The sequence below is a fragment of the Hassallia byssoidea VB512170 genome, assembly GCF_000817785.2.
Classification (GTDB): Bacteria; Cyanobacteriota; Cyanobacteriia; order Cyanobacteriales; family Nostocaceae; genus Hassallia; species Hassallia carrinoi.
Genome location: NZ_JTCM02000118.1, coordinates 1 through 19,919, shown reverse-complemented (window position 1 = coordinate 19,919; position 19,919 = coordinate 1). Strand labels below are relative to the sequence as shown.

Sequence of the window (19,919 nt, the reverse complement as noted above, 5' to 3'; positions counted from 1 at the left end):
AAAATGGACAGGCTTCTCCTTCACCAGACGCGAAGCGCGAACATCCGAGGGTATCGTTGGGCATCGCGGATCTTTAAAACAAGCCTGTCAATGAGTGTCTATTGTTTGTGAATCCCTGCTTTTGCTACGCAAAACCTGTCCCTCTCCGACGCGGAGAGGGACAGACAAAGAACGGACGTTCAAGGCAGGGAGAGGTCAATTCGGGAATTATGGTTAATTTGCCGGACATGATATAGTTACCGAACGTGAATTGAAAATTCATGATATAATGTCTGGCAAATCATACATATTGTAGAGACGTTCCGGCGGAACGTCTCTACGGCGGTTAATAAATGCAGCAGAAATGATTAGCTGGTTTTACCATTCGGACGTTGGATAATCGTTTCCACAACTCGGCGTTTTCCATTGGGTTCGATTCCTACCAAGCGCACATATTCGTTATTATGTTCGGCGAGAAAAAATTCCAAAGTTGAGATTGCATCAGATTCGGCATCAATTTGCGGAACTGCAAAAGTTTGCCAAGAACCGGTGCGGAAGCGTCTTTCATCTACGTGTTCAATACCGATTTTATAACCTTGAGATAAAATATTACGTATTTGCTCTTGTGTTTCTAAGGTCAAATGCGTACTTGATGCTTCCTGTTTGTTAAATTTATTTGAAGAAGGTGCAGGTTGAGTTATACGATTGCTCAAGGGTTGACTAGGTGGTGTGATATTGAGGCTAGGCGCCGGTTGATAATTTGTGCTGCCACCAGTACCATTCGGACGTTGGATAATTGTTTCCACAACCCGGCGTTTTGACTGTGGTTCGATTCCTACCAAGCGCACATATTCGTTAGCATGTTCGGCGAGAAAAAATTCCAAAGTTGATATTGCATCAGATTCACCATCAATTTGCGGAACCGCAAAAGTTTGCCAACTCCCCGTGCGAAAGCGTCTTTCATCTACGTGTTCAATGCCAATTTTATAACCTTGAGATAAAATCTGACGTACTTGCTGTTGTGTTTCTAAGGTCAAATGTGTACTCGATGCTTGCTGTTGGTTAAATCCATTCGTTTTCGCAGGTTCGTTTGAACTATTTCTTGATGGTTGACTAGCTGGTTTGACAACGCTTGTAGGTGCAGGTTGATTATTTCTGCCTCGGTTTAAGCGATTGTACTCATCAACCAACTGAGAATTGTCCACCCGTTTTTGTTCGCTTACCATAAAATTGCCTATCTCAATTAAGTGAGACAAGTTAAAATTAGGCTTTTGAAATTCTGGTGCTTTCTCGGTGCTGTTAACTATACGTCGAGAGATCCGCTCAAAACCGACTTGATGGATAAAGTTGCGGATTTGTTCGTCATAAATGCGCGATCGCAAAGCGCTAAAAAAGTCAATTGACTGCTTGATAAAAGTATCAACCAATTTTTCCACATCTCGTTGCGAAAGTCCATCCGATTCAAAAATCCCGCCAACAATTCCCACCTTGTCATCGCGGTCTGGTTCCCAGTAAAATTTTTCCATGCGACCATCGCGAATTAACGGCGCGTAAAGAGTAGAAAAATCATTACCTGTGACAATAATCGGCACGCGATTTAATGGTGTTGAGTCATAGCTTCCGGGAAGTTGCACATCGGTAGGATTATCAGCAATATTCATCAGCGTGGCATTCACCAACTGCGTATTTACCGTGTATTGCGTACCTTCATCAAAACGTCCCGCACCTGCATCTAAATCGTTAATCATCAGCACGCACATTTTGCCGCGCACCTTAATTAGTTCTGCTGTTTCTCGATAGCGCAGCCGAATCAGACGCGCTGGATCTCCCGCATCTGGACTTTCCAGTTCACCCCCAGAAATGAGAGTAACCTCGATGCCCATTTTCTCGAAGACTAACTCACATTGAAAAGTCTTTCCCTCACCTTTGCGTCCATGAATTCCCAAAATCACCGGTACTCGCACACCGGGAATATTCAGGAAGTTTTTCGTGATGTGGACGGCAAGTTTATCCAGAAAGCGAGGAGCGATGTAGTAACCCATGAGTCTGTCTGTGAATAGTTAGTACTTATAAAGATAATGTTAGGTTTTTATGACTATTCCTGCTTCACCCTTGTTGAGCAATTTTCTGTTGATTATCTACGCGATAGATACTATTTTCATTTATAGCAGAATATTAGCTATGCTTAATGCATATAATTATCAATTAGTTCAATAGTAGACCACAGATGACCAGTTTTATTTTTAGAACGAGTGCGCGATTTTGTTAGGCTAGGCGATCGCTCTTTCGTCTTCTTAAATAATCTCAGTTCAACTAATGTGACAAACGCTGCACAAAATCTGCGTGTTCTTCACTATTCAATGCTTGTTGCACCACTGCTAAAACTGTTGTCATTTCCCCTGCAAGCAATGCAGTTACATCTAACCACAAACCGGGAAATATTCTACTTTTAATAATACCATCTGTATCGGGTTCTAATAACACATACTCGCTATTTTGCAAGCTGAACCAGTTAAGTTTATTTTCTAAAATCTGCCAAACGATATATTCTTGAACACCGTTACGACGATATACCTTTTTCTTGTCATGTAAATCATTTGCCGCGCTGCTAGCTGCGACTTCTACAACTAACTCCGGTGCCCCTTCTACATAATCATCATCACTAATACGGGCTTGTCCTCCTGAGCGTTCGTCAATTAACAGTACAACATCGGGCTGTGGTTCATTATCTAAATCCAGCCGTACTGTCACATTATCACCTAACTCGACACCTGGAGTAGAAACTTGGTAAACTCCCAACCAAGTAATTAACTGTGCGTGGGGTTTTCCATGAGTGTTAAAACGTAGAGGTGACGCCATATACACTATTCCTTCTATCAGTTCTGCTTTTTTAATATGCGGCATTGCGGTATATCGACGCTCAAATTCATCACGAGAGAGGCGATCGCCACTTTCTAACGGCGGGATACGTTCTACCGATGCTGTCATTAGCAGATTCCTCAAAGGAGTGTTGCTGCATTTAGTATACTGCTTTTCTACAACAATCGATGAATCACCGACTGCTCATCAAAACGTTTTGCAATTTTATCAGTAAATGTACTGCTTGTGTAAATCTAAAATTGACAACGGTAGATTCCTCCTTGTCATTTGTACTACTTGCAGAGTTATTATTTTTACGTTATCAGATTCTCATATCGGTTTATTAAATCTTTCCAAGTAACTGCATGACAAGCAAAAAATTTCATTGGTTAAAACTAGCTTTTCAACTAAAAGGCTCGATTGTCTTAGCAATTTATAAAAGAGTTCTGGCTTGTGGTTTTTTCGGTATTTTTGTTTCTCTACTTTACCATTTAAAAATTCCTGTTTCTCAGCCAATTTTTGAGAGCGTTATTCCCAGTATTGTTTTAGGTTTATTACTCGTTTTTCGTACCAATACAGCTTACGACCGATTTTGGGAAGGTAGAAAATGCTGGGGTTCTATGGTGAATAATACGCGAAATTTAGCACGACAGATTTTGGTATCGATTGATGAAATAACCCCAGAGGATAAAGAAAATAAAACGGCGGCATTATATTTATTGGTTGCTTTTTCTGTAGCAACTAAATACCACCTGCGGGGAGAACCTGTCAATAGTGAGTTAGAAGAACTCATGACACATTCTCGGTATCTAAAACTAAAAACTTTGAATAATCCCCCTTTAAAGATTGCTTTCTGGATTGGTGATTATTTACAAAGGCAATATAAGCGTAATTGCCTAAATAATTATCAGCTAATAGCTATACAAGACTTATTAAATAATCTGGTGGATAATTTAGGAGCTTGCGAACGCATTTTAAAAACGCCTATGCCTCTAGCTTATGCTATCCATTTGAAACAATTACTATTAATATATTGCTTCTTACTACCTTTCCAACTAGTGGAAAGTCTGGGATGGTGGACGGGTTTAATTACAGCTTTGGTTAGTTTTACTTTGTTTGGCATTGAAGCGATTGGTATAGAGATAGAAAACCCCTTTGGTCATGATGCAAATGACTTGCAATTAGAGACAATTTGTAACACAATGAAACGCAATATTGAGGATTTAATTAAGTTTAATCCATATGTGCGATCGCATCAAGGTAATCTAACCAATTAAGACAATTTTACATTTCTATCGGTTGGACAATTATTTGCCTGTCTAAAGTTGTGATTTGAATATCTAGCGTTCAATCATCTGGAGAAAGTTATGCTTGTAAAAGTGAAAATACCTCTTGAATAAAAGAGTCATATTGTCTTGAGTTTTCACTCAATATCTCTGTTAAATTAAAATAAGCGGAAATAGTTGAGTCATTTTGAATACGAGTATGCACTTCACTCGTAATACAGCTAGCAACGAGAATCGTTCTAACCTCTGAGTTTTTGCGAAAAGCTGACTCAAAGGATTTTTTAGCAGCTCCATAACGTTCAAGCGCTCCAGCAGGATCGGCGCCTCCTTTCACCTCAATTACACCGACTGTTGTACCCTGATTGCTTAAAAGTGAAATATCTGGCTCACTAGAAAAAAGTATTGAGGTGTGATTAGCCAACATGACACCTCGATAAAATTCAATATTTCCTAGTTATTCCTCAAGTTTATCGGGATTGTATAGTTCAATTGCCGTACTTACACGCGGGATAAAAGCAGCAAGAAGATTATGTTCCTTCGCTTCTTTGATAAGAAGTCTTTGCACAACTTTTTCTGCTTCTTCCCCAATAGCATTACGCCATGAACCGTCAATTTGTGCCCCCGTTGAGGCTAATAGTATTCCATATAATTCTTCTTTTGTAAGACTTTCTATTGAACTATCAATGATAAGCGATATGTGTTCATTAAACAATTGAGAAAGTGCTAAAGCTTTATCTTCTGTTAAGGAATACCGATTTTCTTCATCGGTTTCAATCTTCTTTACATCTACTCCGACTAAGTATTTAACGGCTTTTTGAGAAAGTGCCGCGATATTACGATAATAAGCTAATAATGTAGAATGTTCTCTAATTAACCTTGGGTGGCAAAATATTTGAATTAATTCAAAGTCTGGATGCTCATTGATGTATGTAAATGCATCTTCCCCAATACCCCAATTTACCCAAGCATCCCAATTATATAAATGCTTGACGGGTAATAATGCATTAATTTTCGCATTAAAAGATAGCGTATTATATTCCTTAAGCTTGCGATAAAAGAAGGTGGAACGCAAGCGATAATTAACGCGATTTGCCTCAGTTAAAAGATTCGTTTCCTCTGTTGTCACAGTGCAGCTTTTCCCAAATATATACACATTTACGCAATTCTGAGCGACCGTGATTTCCCATTTGCTGACTACTATTGCCTTTTCCTTGCCCTAATATCCAAATGTGCCGCGTTACCAGCCCAAAAGACTCTGCCATATCAGATAAAATTAAGTCTACAGGAATTTCTTCTCCAGCATATCGAACGTTATCGTTTACCATTGCTACTATACCTCCGGATTTGAGGATTCGAGCTAATTCATAGATGACAAAGCACATTTCATAAAAGTAATTACGTAGCATTCTGGTAATATTTTTGTTATTCAACTTACCTTCTGCTCGATAACTTTCCAAAATTACTAATACTTCTTGTAACGCAGCCTGATTTTGGAAAGTTAAATCTATTTTTAAGAAATCCTGATAACGTCCTATATCAGTATAAGACTTTTCTAAATAATTACGTTTATCTCGGTTTTCAACAGTACATGACAACATTGTTTGACGTAAATGCTTGACTTTCTCTTCACTGCAACCTAAAAATGCAAGTTCAAGAGCATAGGTGCGAGTGTAATCATATCTATTGGCGTAAGGTGGCGATGTTATGACAAAATCAATACTACTTTCTTGGATAGTCGGAAGAATTTCTAAACAAGAACCTTGGTAAAGCTTAAGTTCCGGTTTTTCAACTGTATCTGGCGATGATAGACTATCATTAAATAAATCCAGTTGAATAGAATTAACATCTAAATCTGATGCAATCTGCTTTAGCTTTTGGTGAATCGCATTTTCAAAATTTAAAATTTCTCCTTTATTAAATTCATTTTTTGCTTTAGAGCGACCAGAACGAGTATCCCAGCGTAGATATTGCCCATCTTTTCTGGTATAGCTAATATCTTCAAGAATACAAAAAGCAGCATACAAAAGTAGAGAACGTATATCTTCATCAAAAATACAAGTATTACAATAAAAGAGATAGCCAACTAATTTTTTTTCATTTTGAGAAGAAAATGCTCCTTGCGTAATCGCAAGATGATTAAATGTATCAGTCTGGTTGTAGTAATCTAAAAAATTTATTGTTTTCAAATCCGAAATTACTGTATGTAATGAGTTTACATTAATTTTTTGAGATATCAGTCGAGATTTTGTGGCAAAAATGCCGACAGGCAAAAGTTCAATTCCTATAGATTGCCACCCTAATGCACTTGCAGCGAATAGAGATGAGCCAGATCCAGAAAACGGATCGAGTAGAATACCTGATTGTGGCTTTAATTCTTGCAGAAGATAAGTAACTAGCTTTTCTGAAAAACCTTCCCTATACTTGAACCATGAAGAAAATCGAGCTTGCTTATTACCTTGGAAACTAACCAAAGTTCTATCTAAATAAGGATTATGAAAAATCTTTGAGCTAAATTTTTTGTAAAGATTACTTCTATTAATTAAAGAGGAATCTATTTGCATAAACTTACTTATCGTTATATTAAATACAATTTTTCCAATAAATTGTATTTGTTACCTTTAGGTAGATATAGCAATCGTATATGATTGTCATGCCTAGAAACCGGGTTTCTCCCAGAAACCCTTCTCCCAGAAACCCGGTTTCTAAACGGGAAACCCCAGCCCTATAAATTTTTCATAACTTTCTAATACCTCTTTCCAAACCTTGACAGACGCCTGTAAGAAAATCTAAATTCAAAGTGGCAATAGTGTCACTTGGTTTGTGATAATGTGGATTTCGCATATTAGCCGTATCTGTCACCATAATTGCGGGATAACCCGCATCCCAAAAAGGTGCATGATCGCTTCGTCTTGTATCGCGAACAATTAAACCTCTATTTGGCACAGGTAGCCATTCGCTAGGTGTACCAGATTGACGAATACTGCGACTCAGATTAATTAAATCAGGTAATGTCCGCAAATTGCCAATTAAAGCGATAAAATCGCCGCGATTAGGGTAAAAACGTTCTAAAGGTGAAGGATAATTTTGCGAACCAGGAGTTGCATCGCAATAACCCAACATTTCCAAAGACATCATCAAGCGAAGCGATCGCTTTTCTTGCTTTAACTTGGCTGCATAATCAGCGCTACCAAGTAAACCGTATTCTTCCATATCAAAAGCTACCAATTGCAAAGGATATTTAATTGGCTGCGTGGCAAACATTCTTGCCAATTCCAGCAACACGGCTACACCTGTAGCATTATCATCAGCCCCAGGTGTTCCCGGTACGGCATCGTAATGTGCTGCAATTAAAATTGGTGGTAAATTCTGATGACGCGATCGCCCAGGTAAATTCAATATCAGGTTTTTACCAACTTTGCCGTTTACCTCAAAGGTGTGGATTTCCACACTTCCCGATTGTTCAAACTGTTCTTTGATGTATTGTTGGACAAAAAAATGTCCCCCTGTCGCCAAATATGGATCGCGATCGCGGGCTATAAACGTAAGATGAGTTTGCAACAACTTTTTTAAATTCACATGCATTAAGCAATGAACGCTGTTTGAACGTGTAATTCCCAACTGCAAGATAGAATAAATCAAGCATTGCTTGCAAACAAATAAAATTTATTAGACACTTTAGGAGAACAGCAACGCATGGGCAAGGTAGTCGGCATCGACTTGGGTACAACCAACTCAGTAGTCGCCGTCATGGAGGGTGGCAAGCCGGTGGTGATTGCCAATGCAGAAGGAATGCGAACAACCCCCTCCGTCGTTGGCTTTAGCAAAGAAGGCGAAAGAATCGTTGGGCAAATGGCGCGGCGTCAAACCATTAGTAACCCCCAAAATACCTTCTTTGCCGTGAAACGCTTCATCGGGCGCAGGTATGGCGAACTAAGTCCAGAATCAAAGCGAGTACCCTACACGATTCGCAAAGACGAAGTAGGCAATATTAAAATAGTCTGTCCCAAACTCAGTAAAGACTTCGCCCCAGAAGAAGTTTCCGCAATGGTGCTGAAAAAACTGGCAGACGATGCCAGTCGCTACTTAGGCGATACAGTCACCGGGGCAGTAATTACCGTTCCTGCTTATTTTAACGATTCTCAGCGGCAAGCGACGCGAGATGCAGGCAGAATTGCTGGTTTAGATGTCCTGCGAATTCTTAACGAACCTACCGCCGCTTCTTTAGCTTATGGATTGGATCGCGGTGATACGGAGACAATCTTAGTATTCGATTTGGGTGGTGGCACCTTTGACGTATCGATTTTAGAAGTTGGCGATGGCGTGTTTGAAGTCAAAGCCACTAGTGGAGATACGCAGTTAGGCGGTAATGATTTTGACAAAAAGATAGTAGATTGGTTGGCAGAGAAATTTCTGGAAACAGAAGGTGTAGATTTAAGAAGAAGCGATCGCCAAGCCTTACAACGTCTAATGGAAGCTGCGGAAAACGCAAAAATCGCACTTTCCGCCGTCAGCGTCACCGATATTAACTTACCCTTCATCACCGCCACTGAAGAAGGTCCCAAACATATCGAAACTCGCCTAACTCGCTCGGAATTTGAAGGTTTATGCACCGACTTGATAAGTCGCGTCAGAACACCAGTCAAAAGAGCGTTGAAAGATGCCGGTTTGATACCCGAAGATATTGATGAAGTCGTCTTGGTAGGCGGTTGTACCCGCATTCCAATGGTAAAGCAGTTAGTGCGTGACTTAATCGGCATCGAACCCAACGAAAATGTTAACCCCGATGAAGTCGTGGCAGTGGGTGCGGCAATTCAAGCGGGTATTCTCGCCGGAGAACTTAAGGATGTGCTGCTTTTGGATGTCACGCCTTTATCTATCGGCTTGGAAACCATCGGCGGCGTGATGAAAAAGCTGATTCCTCGCAATACAACTATACCAGTCAGGCGATCGGACATTTTCTCGACATCAGAAAATAACCAAAATACTGTGGAAATTCACGCAGTCCAAGGTGAACGGGAAATGGCAGCAAATAACAAGTCTTTGGGACGGTTCAAGCTGTATGGCATTCCCCCGGCACCAAGAGGAGTACCGCAGATTCAGGTATCTTTTGATATCGATGCCAACGGTATTTTACAGGTAACAGCTTTAGATAGAACTACAGGTAGAGAGCAAAGCGTGACGATTCAAGGTGCTTCCACCTTAAGCGAGTCGGAAGTTAACCGAATGATTCAGGATGCTCAAAAATATGCCGATGAAGACCGGGAACGCAAAGAGCGTGTAGAAAAACGTACCCGTGCCGAAGCTTTAATTTTATCAGCAGAAAGACAACTTAGAGAAGTGACGCTAGATTTTGGAATGCAATTTGCCCGAAACAGGCGTCAACGAATTGACAGTATTTCTCGCGAACTACGCGAAAGTTTACAAAAAAATGACGATCGCGGTATTGACCAAACTTACGCTGACCTGCAAGATGCTTTGTACGATCTAAATCGGGAAGTTCGCCAGTATTACGATGATGACGAAGAAGATGACTTGTTTGGCACGATTAAGGAAATCTTCACCGGCGAAAAAGAACGCGAGCGAGACAATTTAAGAGATAATTATCGCGATCGCGATAATTATGGCAGAGACTACGGCAACAACAGAGACTACGGCAACAACAGAGATTACAGCGGGAATAAAGACTACGGCAACAACAGAGATTACAGCGGCAACCGCGACTATAGAGACAAAGATCGTCCTTCCTCCTATGACAGCGGTTCCCAAAGGCGATCGCGTCCAAGTTACCAAGATAACTGGGATGATGAAGACGACGACTGGTAATAGTGCCAATGAAAATGGGCGGAATTTTCCGCCCTTGTATCATCATATTAGTAACGCCATGCAGTTGATTGATTCGGATTTGCTTCTCGGTAACAAGTAATAGTTAATAGCACTATTAGCCATTAAATATTAATAAAATCTCAAATATATAGTTAAACTGACTATGCAAAATTTGCAGAATTTTCGCGATTATTACGAAATTTTAGGAGTACCTAAAGAAGCCTCAAGTGAGGAAATTAAAAAGAATTATCGTCGATTAGCCAGACAGTATCACCCAGACTTAAATCCGGGAAACAAAGCAGCCGAAGACAAATTTAAGGATATCGGTGAAGCTTATGAAATCCTTAGCGATCCAACCAAACGAGCGCAATACGATCAGTTTAGCCGCTACTGGAATCAAAGAGGCTTTAGTGGCAAACAGGCATCAAAGGGTAAAGGTTGGGGTAATCAGAAGGGCGATCGCACTAATACTCAAGATGTAAATCCCAGCGATTTTGCCAACTTTGAAGACTTTATTAATCAAGTTGTCGGTGTAAAAAATAAAAATGGGGCAAGTGATTCTACGAATGGTGCGAAGGGCGATCCATTTCGTAGCCCCCGAAGCAAAGTTGAATATACAGTACCAAAAACACCACCTCGCGCTAGCCGTCGAGATATAGAAGCGAGATTAACTTTACCACTAGAAAAAGCTTATGTAGGTGGTAATGAACGCATTCGTTTAGAAGATGGGCGATCGCTAGAAGTTACCATGCCTCCAGGTATGGTAACAGGTCAAACCATCCGCTTGCGTAACCAAGGCATTGGTGGGGGAGACTTGTATCTAAAAATTACAGTTGAACCTCATCCTCTGTTTAAACTAGATGCCTTAAATATATTTTGTCAAGTACCTGTGACTCCCAGCGAAGCCGTTTTAGGAGGACAAGTAGAAGCACCAACTCTTGATGGACCCGTGAAAATGTCAATTCCTCAAGGAGTTAGGTCTGGTCAACGATTTCGTCTTGCTAATAAAGGCTACCCCAACGAAGCAGGTAAACGCGGCGATCAATTGGTAGAAATTCAAATAGTTACTCCGAAAACTATTAGCCAAGAAGAAAAAGAATTATACGAAAAATTGCGCCAAATTGAAACCTTTAAACCTCGCGCTGATTTATTGTGATAGTGATGAGGTGCAATGAATACATTAATAAAAACACCGCCATCGTAGAGACGTTCCGCCGGAACGTCTCTTCTCTAGAATATGTGTGATTTGCGTTCTTATAATATAAGTCGCTATATCAAACAAAAGTCATCATACAGATTAGCCAGGTAAAAACTACGAGGTATTTCAGCTTATGAGTTTTAGTGACTTAGTAGAAACAATCAAAAGTCTTTCGATTGAAGAAAAACAAGAAATTCAACTACTATTAAGCCAGTACTTGCGCGAAGAACGTCGAGAACAAATATATGAAAACTTGAAAATAAGCCAAGCAGAACAGCAAAACGGTAAACTTAAATTCTCGAATAACATCAACGAACTAAAACAACTGATAGAAGATTAATGGTGGAAGTCAGTTTTAGTTCATCATTTAAACGTGCTTATCATAAGCGAATTAAAGGAAATGTAGACTTGGAAACGAAGTTTTGGCAAAAATTAAAGTTGTTTACAAACGATCCTTTCGACCAAAGCTTGAAAACTCACAAGTTACAGCAGATTGCAACTTCGTGAGTTACAGATCATCGTAGGGGCACAATATATTGTGCCCCTACCCGTGTACTTCATTTACCTGAAATACGCTGTATCAGGGAAGCTTAAAGAATTATGTCTTGTTCAGCATAGAGTACGACGAAAGAGTATTATTTTACTTCACTGACGACGGAAACGCTGTATTTGTTGACATTGGTAATCACGACGAAGTTTACTAGGCTCAAAGAAAATCGGGTAAGAGATTGAGCGTGCGATCGCCTACTCAAGCATTGTCAGGTTTAAAATAAGAAAAAACTTGAGCTAATAGTGACTCAAACAGCCGTGAATCAAAACGGGGCAATGCCACAAAGGAGTGATACTTATTACTCCCTGCTAGGACTGCATCCCTCGGCATCGGTAATCGAAATCCGTCATGCCTATCGGGAACTAAGCAAACGCTTTCATCCAGATACAACAGAGTTACCTGCTGCGATCGCTACTGCTAAATTTCAGCAACTCAACGAAGCTTACGCCACTCTCAGCAGCCCAGAACGCCGTTTAAGCTACGATTTAAAAATAGGCTACTCTCGCTTTGGCGTGATTCAAGCACCCGCTGACTTGAACCATCCCGTTGCTAAGTTTTATGATTGGTCAAAATCAGCTTACCTTGATGCCAGCGATCGCCCACTCTCACAAGGCGAAATCTTTGCTTTATTTATTATGGGATTAACTATTCTTGGTTGTTTGTTATTGGCGATCGCCATCGGCTTAACTCGTGGCGATGCTGCCTTCAAAACACAACTTACACCACCAACGCCACTAGTTCAAGAGCAAATTTATCACTTTTCTCAAACGAATAATTCTCTAGATAAGAAGTAAAAATTATTTATTTGACCCTTGACATTTAACGCAAATCATGAATAAAGTTTCCGCCGATACTCCCTTATATAGCCACCCCCTACCTCAGATTGAGCAGTGGTTAAAAAACCAAGGCTGTCAGCAAGATGAGCAACAGCCGCATTGTTGGCATGTACAGCGACCGTTATGGCAAGCAGAAATCTGGCTCGACATTGAGCAAATCATCGTGCGATATTTTCCAGCCGGGGAAAAAGGGCAAGATATACAGCGATCGTTCAAGTACTCCCTCAGTCGGCAAGATATAGAACAAGCGGTTTTTTCAGGACCATGATTGGATTTTGGATTTTAGATTTTGGATTTTGGATTGGCGATCAATCCCAAATCTGAAATTTAAAATTTGATTTGGCTTGAAAGTTAATCCAAAATCCAAAATCCAAAATCCAAAATCGTTACACTTTCCCAAACCGCCTTTCTCGTTGCTGATAGGCAGATAAAGCGCGGTGAAATTCGGCGCGGTCAAAATCGGGCCACAGAGTATCGGTGATATAAATTTCCGCGTAAGCCATTTGCCAGAGAAGGAAATTTGAGATTCGCATTTCCCCACTGGTGCGGATTAATAAATCTGGGTCGCAAATTCCTGCGGTGTAGAGATGACGCTCAAAAGTCGCTTCATCAATTTCATCAGGTTGAAGTAGACCTTGCTTTACTTGATCGGCGATCGCTCGACAAGCTTGTAAAATTTCTTGTCGTCCACCGTAGTTTGTGGCAACTGTAAACCGGATAGCGCGATTATCCTTAGTTTCTTCCATTGAACGGGAAATTTCTTCTTGAAGAATACGCGGTAAAGCTTGCAAATTTCCGACAAACCTAATTTGTACATTTTCCTCCAGCATTTCGCGCAATTCTTGACGCAAAACTCTTTGGAACAAAGTCATCAAAAATTCAACTTCTTCCTGAGGTCTTTTCCAATTCTCAGTCGAAAAAGCATAAGCCGTCAGCGCAGCAATTCCCCAATCCTTACAACAACGAAGCAAATCCTTCAGCGCATCAACACCGTGTTTGTGACCGATAATTCGGGGTAGCCCTTGACGTTTAGCCCATCGACCATTGCCATCCATAATCACCGCAACGTGTTTGGGCAGTAATTCTCGCTTTAAGTCAGCCGGCAAATATTGCAGTTGTGTATGGTGTGCTGTCATTTTTTATCTCGCGAAGCGGTCGATGGTAATCCAAGTAAACGTGAAATTAGGGCTAGTGCCTTACTACGAATCTGACGTACCAAGCTTAACAGACCTGGAGCCACAGCTTCTCGATCTACAGTTGGCGATAATCGAGCCTCTAAACAGTCTTTCAGCTTCGTCAGCGTCAGCGGTCTATTTAGGATTCCCCTTTCCGCTAAAGAAATAGAACCCGTTTCTTCTGATACAACCACACAAATGCAATTTTCGACTCGCTCAGTAATTCCCATCGCAGCCCGGTGGCGTGTTCCCAACTGGCGCGAGGCTGTGCGTCCCGAAAGCGGTAAAATTATACCAGATGACACAATCCGCGATCCACGGATCATTGTCGCCCCATCGTGCAAAAGAGTTTTTGGCTGAAAAATTGTCTGTATCAGTTCCTTAGAAACTTCCGCATTCAGCTTTACTCCGGGCACAGAAAAATCGCGCTCGTCAATTGGACCGCTAGTTTCCAAAATCAGCAAAGCACCAATCCGGTTTTTCGACAGTTCTTTAACTGCATCGACAATTTCATCAATCACACTATCAGACTTGGGGACTGTCCGATTCGATGGTAGAAATAATGAACGAAATTCGCCACGTCCCAATTGTTCCAAAAATCGGCGAAACTCTGATTGGAGCGCTACAGCCATCGCCACAGCGCAGCCAATCACCAATTTTTCCAATACAAAATTTAACAGTGGTAGCCCCAAAGTGCTGCTGAGAGCTGATGCCAGCATCAACACAATAAATCCCCGCACCATCCACAGTGTCCGGCGCTCGCTAATAATAACTAGGATCATGTAAGTCAGCGCCAGTACTAAGGCTATATCCAGAGTCTTAAGCAGCAAAGACCCAGACTGTCCCAGGTTTATCAGCCATTGCTTCCACCAATCTCCCATGACATCTGGCGTGAAAGTATGAAGTATAAAGTATGAAAGATGAAAGATGAAGTATGAAGTATGAATTATCAAGCATGAAGTCTAAAATTTTCATTCTCTATTCTTTGTTCTTCATCCTTTTCTTTCAGTCTTCAGGCTTTATCCAAAATCTTTCTTTAGTCTTTCTGGTAGGCAATCCTGTCTAATCAAGTCTTGATAAGTTTCGCGCTGCAAAATTAAATTTGCTTCGCCATCCTTGACTATAACCGCTGCCGATCGCGGTATGCGATTGTAGTTAGATGCCATACTGTAATTGTACGCACCAGTTGCCATTACTACCAGAATATCTCCGGGTTGAGTTTTTGGCAGTTGGGCATTTTTTATGAGAATATCCCCTGATTCACAATGTTTACCAGCAATTGTCACTGTTTCGCTTGAGGGAGTTGACATACGGTTAGCGACTACTGCCCGGTAAACTGACTGGTAAGTAATCGGTCGTGCATTATCAGACATTCCTCCATCCACAGCTACGTAGGTACGGATTCCCGGAATAACTTTGGACGATCCTAACGTATAAGCAGTGACACAAGCTGTGGCAATTAGCGATCGCCCAGGTTCACATAATAACTTAGGTAAAGGTAAATTTTCTCTAGCACAAGCAGATGAAATCACCTCGCAAATCGGTTTTACCCACTCTTCAATGCTCGGTGGATCGTCTGATTCAATATACTTAATCCCCAAACCGCCACCAACATTTAATTCTGTCACGCTTAAACCGTAACCAGCCGCTTTAGTTAACCACTGCACCATCAAAGCAGCTAAATCGCGATGCGGTTGACGTTCAAAAATCTGAGAACCAATATGAGCATGTAATCCCACGCAGTTAAGAGCAGATTGCTTACTTACAAAAGTAAACAATTCATCCAGCGCATTCGGATCGAAGCCAAATTTAGTATCTAACTGCCCTGTCTGAATATACTCATGAGTGTGACACTCAATTCCCGGAGTCAGCCGCAGCATTATTCGGATGGGGAGTGGGGAGGATGAGGAAGAGGGGGGAGACAAGGGAGATGGGGGGGATGAGGGTTCCAAGGGAGATGGAGAGACAAACTCCCCCTGCCCCCTGCCCCCTGCCCCCTGCCCCCTGCCCCCTTCAACAGCTATCTCCACCAAAGTATGCAACTCATACCAGTTATCCACCACGATGGTGCAACCAGATTCAATGGCAAAAATTAGCTCTTGGCGAGACTTATTATTGCTGTGAAGGTAGATTTTATCAGGACTGACACCCGCTTGCAGTGCCGTGTAAAGTTCGCCTCCTGATGCTACATCTACACCTAAACCTTGATGAGCGGCGATCGCACAAATTGCCAAACAACTCCAAGCCTTTGAAGCATACAATACCTGAGATTCACCTTTGTAGTATTGCTTAAAAGAATCTCGGTATTGCTGACAAGCGCGAATGAGCGTTTCTTCATCCAAAATATATAAAGGCGAACCATACTGCTGAACTAGAGTTGTGACATCACAACCACCAATTTCCAGGCAGTCATTATCATTAACTCTGGCACTCAATGGTAAAAGTTGCTGATTCGGTGATAATTTGCCATTTTTACCGTTTATATCAGGTAAATACTGACTACCAGAATGTTGAATGCCTGCCGGGTGAGTCGATACCATAACTATAAGAATTGTCCTTGTTCTAATTACGGGTGTGAGTGAGTATCCCGATTCTCAGTTTACTTCGCGTTGTACTATTACCAATAATTGTGATCTCATTAGCATTAGAAATTCAATCATTGACAGCGAACGATCTGAGTGCAGCTCTAGAACTCGATCAAGCTTGTTTTGGCGGTTTGTGGAATTTGCAGGCTTATCAACGAGAGTTAGAAAGTCCCAACACTGAATTACTCGGATTATTTTCCAACTTCTCTAGCTCCAGAATGCTGGGAATCGGATGCTTTTGGTCAATTGTAGATGAAGCACACATTACGATTGTGGCGGTTCATCCTCACTACCACCGTCAAGGTTTGGGCGCAGCTTTACTATATTCGCTTTTGGTGAAAGCTTACGATCGCGGTTTAGAGCGAGCCACTCTCGAAGTGCGTGTTTCCAACACCGCAGCAATATCTTTATATCAAAAATTTGGTTTCAAAACAGCAGGGCGGCGACGCGGTTATTACCGAGATAACGGTGAAGATGCCCTTGTTCTTTGGACTGGAGAAATGCAACAGCCAGATTTTCCCAAAACTTTAGATACATGGCATACCATAGTTTGCGATCGCTTGAGTCAGTCTGAGTGGCAGTTAGTTTTTCCCGAATGATTAGTATTTCTAATTAAATTCAGGAAGTTCATCAATAAAATATTAAATATTCAAATAATGTATTTATATGTATTGAAAATGACACTAAATTATGATATTAAATTTTGTTTGGGAAGGGCGAAAAAAACACCCAAAACCCGTTTTTTGGAGTGAAATCGAGCGGCTTAAATCAAGGGTCTCAGTATACAGACCAGATAAAAGCAATAAAAATTTAATAATTATCCGATTAACCTGAGTGTTAGCCCTTGGATGTCTATCTGTTTATACAGACACCCAAACATAGGGCTTATGCTAAAATCAGCATACCGGCACGACGCAGGTGATGGGATCAACGAAACTATGTTTGAACGCTTCACAGAAAAAGCCATTAAGGTTATCATGCTTGCTCAAGAAGAGGCACGCCGTCTTGGGCATAATTTTGTCGGTACTGAGCAGATCCTCTTGGGTCTAATTGGCGAAGGTACCGGAGTGGCGGCTAAGGTGCTGAAATCAATGGGTGTCAATCTCAAAGACGCTCGGATTGAAGTAGAAAAAATCATAGGTCGAGGCTCAGGCTTTGTGGCTGTGGAAATTCCGTTCACGCCACGGGCAAAGCGAGTTCTAGAACTATCCTTGGAAGAAGCGCGCCAATTAGGACATAACTACATTGGTACCGAGCATCTGCTGTTGGGCTTGATCCGCGAAGGGGAAGGCGTAGCAGCCAGAGTATTGGAAAACCTCGGTGTGGATCTATCCAAGGTGCGAACCCAAGTGATCAGAATGCTGGGAGAAACAGCCGAAGTATCTCCAGGTGGTTCATCAGGTCGGACAAAAACGCCAACGTTGGACGAATTTGGCTCGAATCTGACCCAAATGGCAGTAGACGGCAAGCTCGATCCAGTAGTGGGACGCGCAAAAGAAATTGAACGGGTGATTCAAATCTTGGGTCGCCGCACCAAAAATAACCCAGTATTGATTGGGGAACCTGGTGTTGGTAAAACGGCGATCGCTGAAGGTTTGGCGACACGCATCTCCACCAAAGATATCCCCGACATCTTAGAAGATAAGCGCGTAGTCACTCTCGATATCGGTTTGCTCGTAGCTGGTACCAAGTACCGAGGTGAATTTGAAGAACGCCTGAAGAAAATCATGGACGAAATTCGTCAGGCAGGCAATGTCATTCTCGTGATTGACGAAGTTCACACGCTTATTGGTGCAGGTGCAGCAGAAGGTGCTATTGACGCAGCAAACATCCTCAAACCAGCTTTGGCAAGAGGTGAATTGCAGTGTATTGGCGCAACAACCCTCGATGAATACCGCAAACACATCGAGCGAGATGCAGCGCTAGAGCGACGCTTCCAACCAGTAATGGTAGGTGAACCTAGCGTTGATGAAACAATCGAGATTTTGTACGGACTCCGCGACCGTTACGAACAGCACCACAAGCTGAAAATCTCCGATGAAGCTTTAGTAGCAGCAGCGAAATTGTCCGATAGATATATTAGCGATCGCTACCTTCCAGATAAAGCCATCGACTTGGTTGACGAAGCAGGTTCTCGCGTCCGCTTGATTAACTCGCAATTGCCACCAGCGGCAAAAGAGTTAGATAAAGAATTGCGTCAGATATTGAAAGAAAAAGACGACGCAGTGCGCGGTCAAGACTTTGAGAAAGCTGGGGAATTGCGCGATCGGGAAATGGAAATCAAAGCCGAAATTCGGGCGATCGCTCAAAGCAAAACCAACGCATCCGGCACAGAAGGCTTAGAACCAGTCGTCACTGAAGAGGACATCGCCCACATTGTCGCATCTTGGACAGGAGTTCCGGTGAACAAACTCACCGAATCCGAATCCGAAAAGCTGCTGCACATGGAAGACACCCTGCATCAGCGCCTCATCGGTCAAGAAGATGCTGTGAAAGCAGTTTCTCGTGCCATTCGCCGCGCTCGTGTCGGTTTGAAAAATCCTAATCGACCCATCGCCAGCTTTATTTTCTCAGGTCCCACTGGTGTTGGTAAAACCGAGTTGGCGAAATCCTTAGCGAGTTACTTCTTCGGTTCCGAAGAAGCAATGATTCGTCTAGATATGTCCGAATATATGGAGCGCCACACCGTCAGCAAACTGATTGGTTCGCCTCCTGGTTATGTCGGCTACAACGAAGGCGGTCAGTTGACCGAAGCCGTGCGCCGTCGTCCTTACACCGTCGTGTTATTCGACGAAATCGAGAAAGCGCACCCAGATGTATTCAACATGCTGCTGCAAATTCTTGAAGACGGTCGATTGACAGATGCCAAAGGTCGCACCGTAGACTTCAAGAACACCTTGCTGATTTTGACATCGAACATCGGTTCTAAGGTAATTGAAAAAGGTGCTTCCAGCATCGGCTTCGAGTTTGCGGATAACGCTGGCGAGTCGCAATACAACAGAATTAAGACTTTGGTGAACGAAGAACTCAAGCAGTACTTCCGTCCAGAGTTCCTCAACCGATTAGATGAAATTATCGTCTTCCGTCAGTTGAGCAAGCCAGAAGTCAGCGAAATCGCTGAAATCATGCTCAAAGAAGTGTTTGGTCGTCTGACAGAAAAAGGTATCGTCCTAGAAGTCACCGATCGCTTCAAAGACCGCTTGATTCAAGAAGGTTACAGCCCCAGTTACGGTGCAAGACCTTTACGTCGGGCGATTATGCGTTTGTTAGAAGATAGCCTCGCTGAGGAAATTCTTTCCGGTCGCATCAAAGACGGTGATACAGCCGTGGTTGATGTCGATGAAAGCGGTAACGTACAAGTTAGTGCAGGAGAACGCCGGGAATTATTGACCCCAGTAGCTGAGTAAAATTTTGGATTTAATCTAATATCTTAAATACAAAATTAGAAAACGGTAGAGTATGAATTACTCTACCGTTTTTTTCTGCTGCAAATAATAACTTATAGTAATTGGATACGGTTGAATCAACTATTATAGCAACCGCCAAGGCGGTTAAGCCATAAACTGGAAGTAGACCTTGATGAAAGCTCCAGCACAACCTCTGGGAAACTTATGCCCAAACCTTATAG

General features: G+C 42.0%; 15 protein-coding genes and 1 pseudogene. 8 read left to right on the top strand and 8 right to left on the bottom strand.

The features are described from left to right. Positions 1-347: 347 nt before the first annotated feature. The gene (locus PI95_RS29730; protein ID WP_163519307.1) at positions 348-2,021 is read right to left on the bottom strand and encodes a RuBisCO small subunit-like domain-containing protein; all 1,674 of its coding nucleotides are present in this window, start codon (positions 2,019-2,021) and stop codon (positions 348-350) included. A 271-nt stretch (positions 2,022-2,292) separates the two neighbouring features. Further along, complete coding sequence (locus PI95_RS29725; protein ID WP_039738755.1) at positions 2,293-2,967, bottom strand: Uma2 family endonuclease; 675 nt, start codon at positions 2,965-2,967, stop codon at positions 2,293-2,295. 236 nt (positions 2,968-3,203) lie between these two features. On the opposite strand from PI95_RS29725, the gene PI95_RS29720 reads away from it, so the two are divergent. After that, the gene (locus PI95_RS29720; RefSeq protein ID WP_039738753.1) at positions 3,204-4,115 is read left to right on the top strand and encodes a bestrophin family protein; all 912 of its coding nucleotides are present in this window, start codon (positions 3,204-3,206) and stop codon (positions 4,113-4,115) included. 88 nt (positions 4,116-4,203) lie between these two features. Here the strand turns inward: PI95_RS29720 and PI95_RS36345 are convergent. The 3 genes and pseudogenes from PI95_RS36345 to PI95_RS29700 form a co-directional block, all read right to left on the bottom strand. Then, positions 4,204-5,250, bottom strand: a pseudogene (locus PI95_RS36345) (XcyI family restriction endonuclease). Continuing rightward, the gene (locus PI95_RS29705; RefSeq protein ID WP_052324730.1) at positions 5,219-6,685 is read right to left on the bottom strand and encodes a DNA methyltransferase; all 1,467 of its coding nucleotides are present in this window, start codon (positions 6,683-6,685) and stop codon (positions 5,219-5,221) included. Before PI95_RS29705 ends, PI95_RS36345 begins: the two are co-directional and overlap by 32 nt. 172 nt (positions 6,686-6,857) lie before the next feature. Further along, positions 6,858-7,700 (bottom strand): M28 family peptidase, encoded by an 843-nt coding sequence (locus tag PI95_RS29700; RefSeq protein WP_039740344.1) that lies wholly within the window; start codon positions 7,698-7,700, stop codon positions 6,858-6,860. Positions 7,701-7,817: 117 nt separating this feature from the next. Here PI95_RS29700 and dnaK point away from each other — a divergent pair, with 117 nt between their 5' ends. The 5 genes from dnaK (at position 7,818) to PI95_RS29670 (ending at position 12,799) form a co-directional block, all read left to right on the top strand. Next, the gene (gene dnaK / locus PI95_RS29695) at positions 7,818-9,947 is read left to right on the top strand and encodes a molecular chaperone DnaK (RefSeq protein WP_039738748.1); all 2,130 of its coding nucleotides are present in this window, start codon (positions 7,818-7,820) and stop codon (positions 9,945-9,947) included. Between the two features lie 163 nt (positions 9,948-10,110). Then, positions 10,111-11,103: a DnaJ C-terminal domain-containing protein gene (locus tag PI95_RS29690; protein WP_039738747.1), complete on the top strand. Its 993-nt coding sequence runs from the start codon at positions 10,111-10,113 to the stop codon at positions 11,101-11,103. Positions 11,104-11,278: 175 nt separating this feature from the next. Continuing rightward, positions 11,279-11,485 (top strand): hypothetical protein, encoded by a 207-nt coding sequence (locus PI95_RS29685; RefSeq protein ID WP_039738746.1) that lies wholly within the window; start codon positions 11,279-11,281, stop codon positions 11,483-11,485. A 485-nt stretch (positions 11,486-11,970) separates the two neighbouring features. Next, the gene (locus PI95_RS29675) at positions 11,971-12,489 is read left to right on the top strand and encodes a J domain-containing protein (protein WP_039740338.1); all 519 of its coding nucleotides are present in this window, start codon (positions 11,971-11,973) and stop codon (positions 12,487-12,489) included. Between the two features lie 37 nt (positions 12,490-12,526). Further along, a complete protein-coding gene (locus PI95_RS29670) occupies positions 12,527-12,799 on the top strand; it encodes a DUF3143 domain-containing protein (protein ID WP_039738745.1) in 273 nt (90 codons plus the stop codon). 118 nt (positions 12,800-12,917) lie between these two features. On the opposite strand, the gene uppS is transcribed toward PI95_RS29670, so the two are convergent. The 3 genes from uppS to lysA form a co-directional block, all read right to left on the bottom strand. Beyond that, entirely contained in the window at positions 12,918-13,667 is a 750-nt protein-coding gene (gene uppS, locus PI95_RS29665) for a polyprenyl diphosphate synthase (protein ID WP_039738744.1), read from the bottom strand. Next, complete coding sequence (gene cdaA / locus PI95_RS29660; protein ID WP_039738743.1) at positions 13,664-14,587, bottom strand: diadenylate cyclase CdaA; 924 nt, start codon at positions 14,585-14,587, stop codon at positions 13,664-13,666. The genes uppS and cdaA overlap by 4 nt, the downstream gene beginning before the upstream one ends. Before the next feature lie 138 nt (positions 14,588-14,725). Then, the gene (gene lysA, locus PI95_RS29655) at positions 14,726-16,246 is read right to left on the bottom strand and encodes a diaminopimelate decarboxylase (protein ID WP_039738741.1); all 1,521 of its coding nucleotides are present in this window, start codon (positions 16,244-16,246) and stop codon (positions 14,726-14,728) included. An 89-nt stretch (positions 16,247-16,335) separates the two neighbouring features. Between lysA and rimI the strand changes: the two genes are divergently transcribed. Together rimI and PI95_RS29645 are read left to right on the top strand one after the other, a co-directional pair. Next, positions 16,336-16,890 (top strand): ribosomal protein S18-alanine N-acetyltransferase, encoded by a 555-nt coding sequence (rimI, locus tag PI95_RS29650; protein WP_039738739.1) that lies wholly within the window; start codon positions 16,336-16,338, stop codon positions 16,888-16,890. Positions 16,891-17,229: 339 nt separating this feature from the next. Further along, positions 17,230-19,698, top strand: coding sequence for an ATP-dependent Clp protease ATP-binding subunit (locus PI95_RS29645; RefSeq protein ID WP_039740335.1), 2,469 nt, complete (start codon positions 17,230-17,232; stop codon positions 19,696-19,698). Positions 19,699-19,919 lie beyond the last annotated feature (221 nt).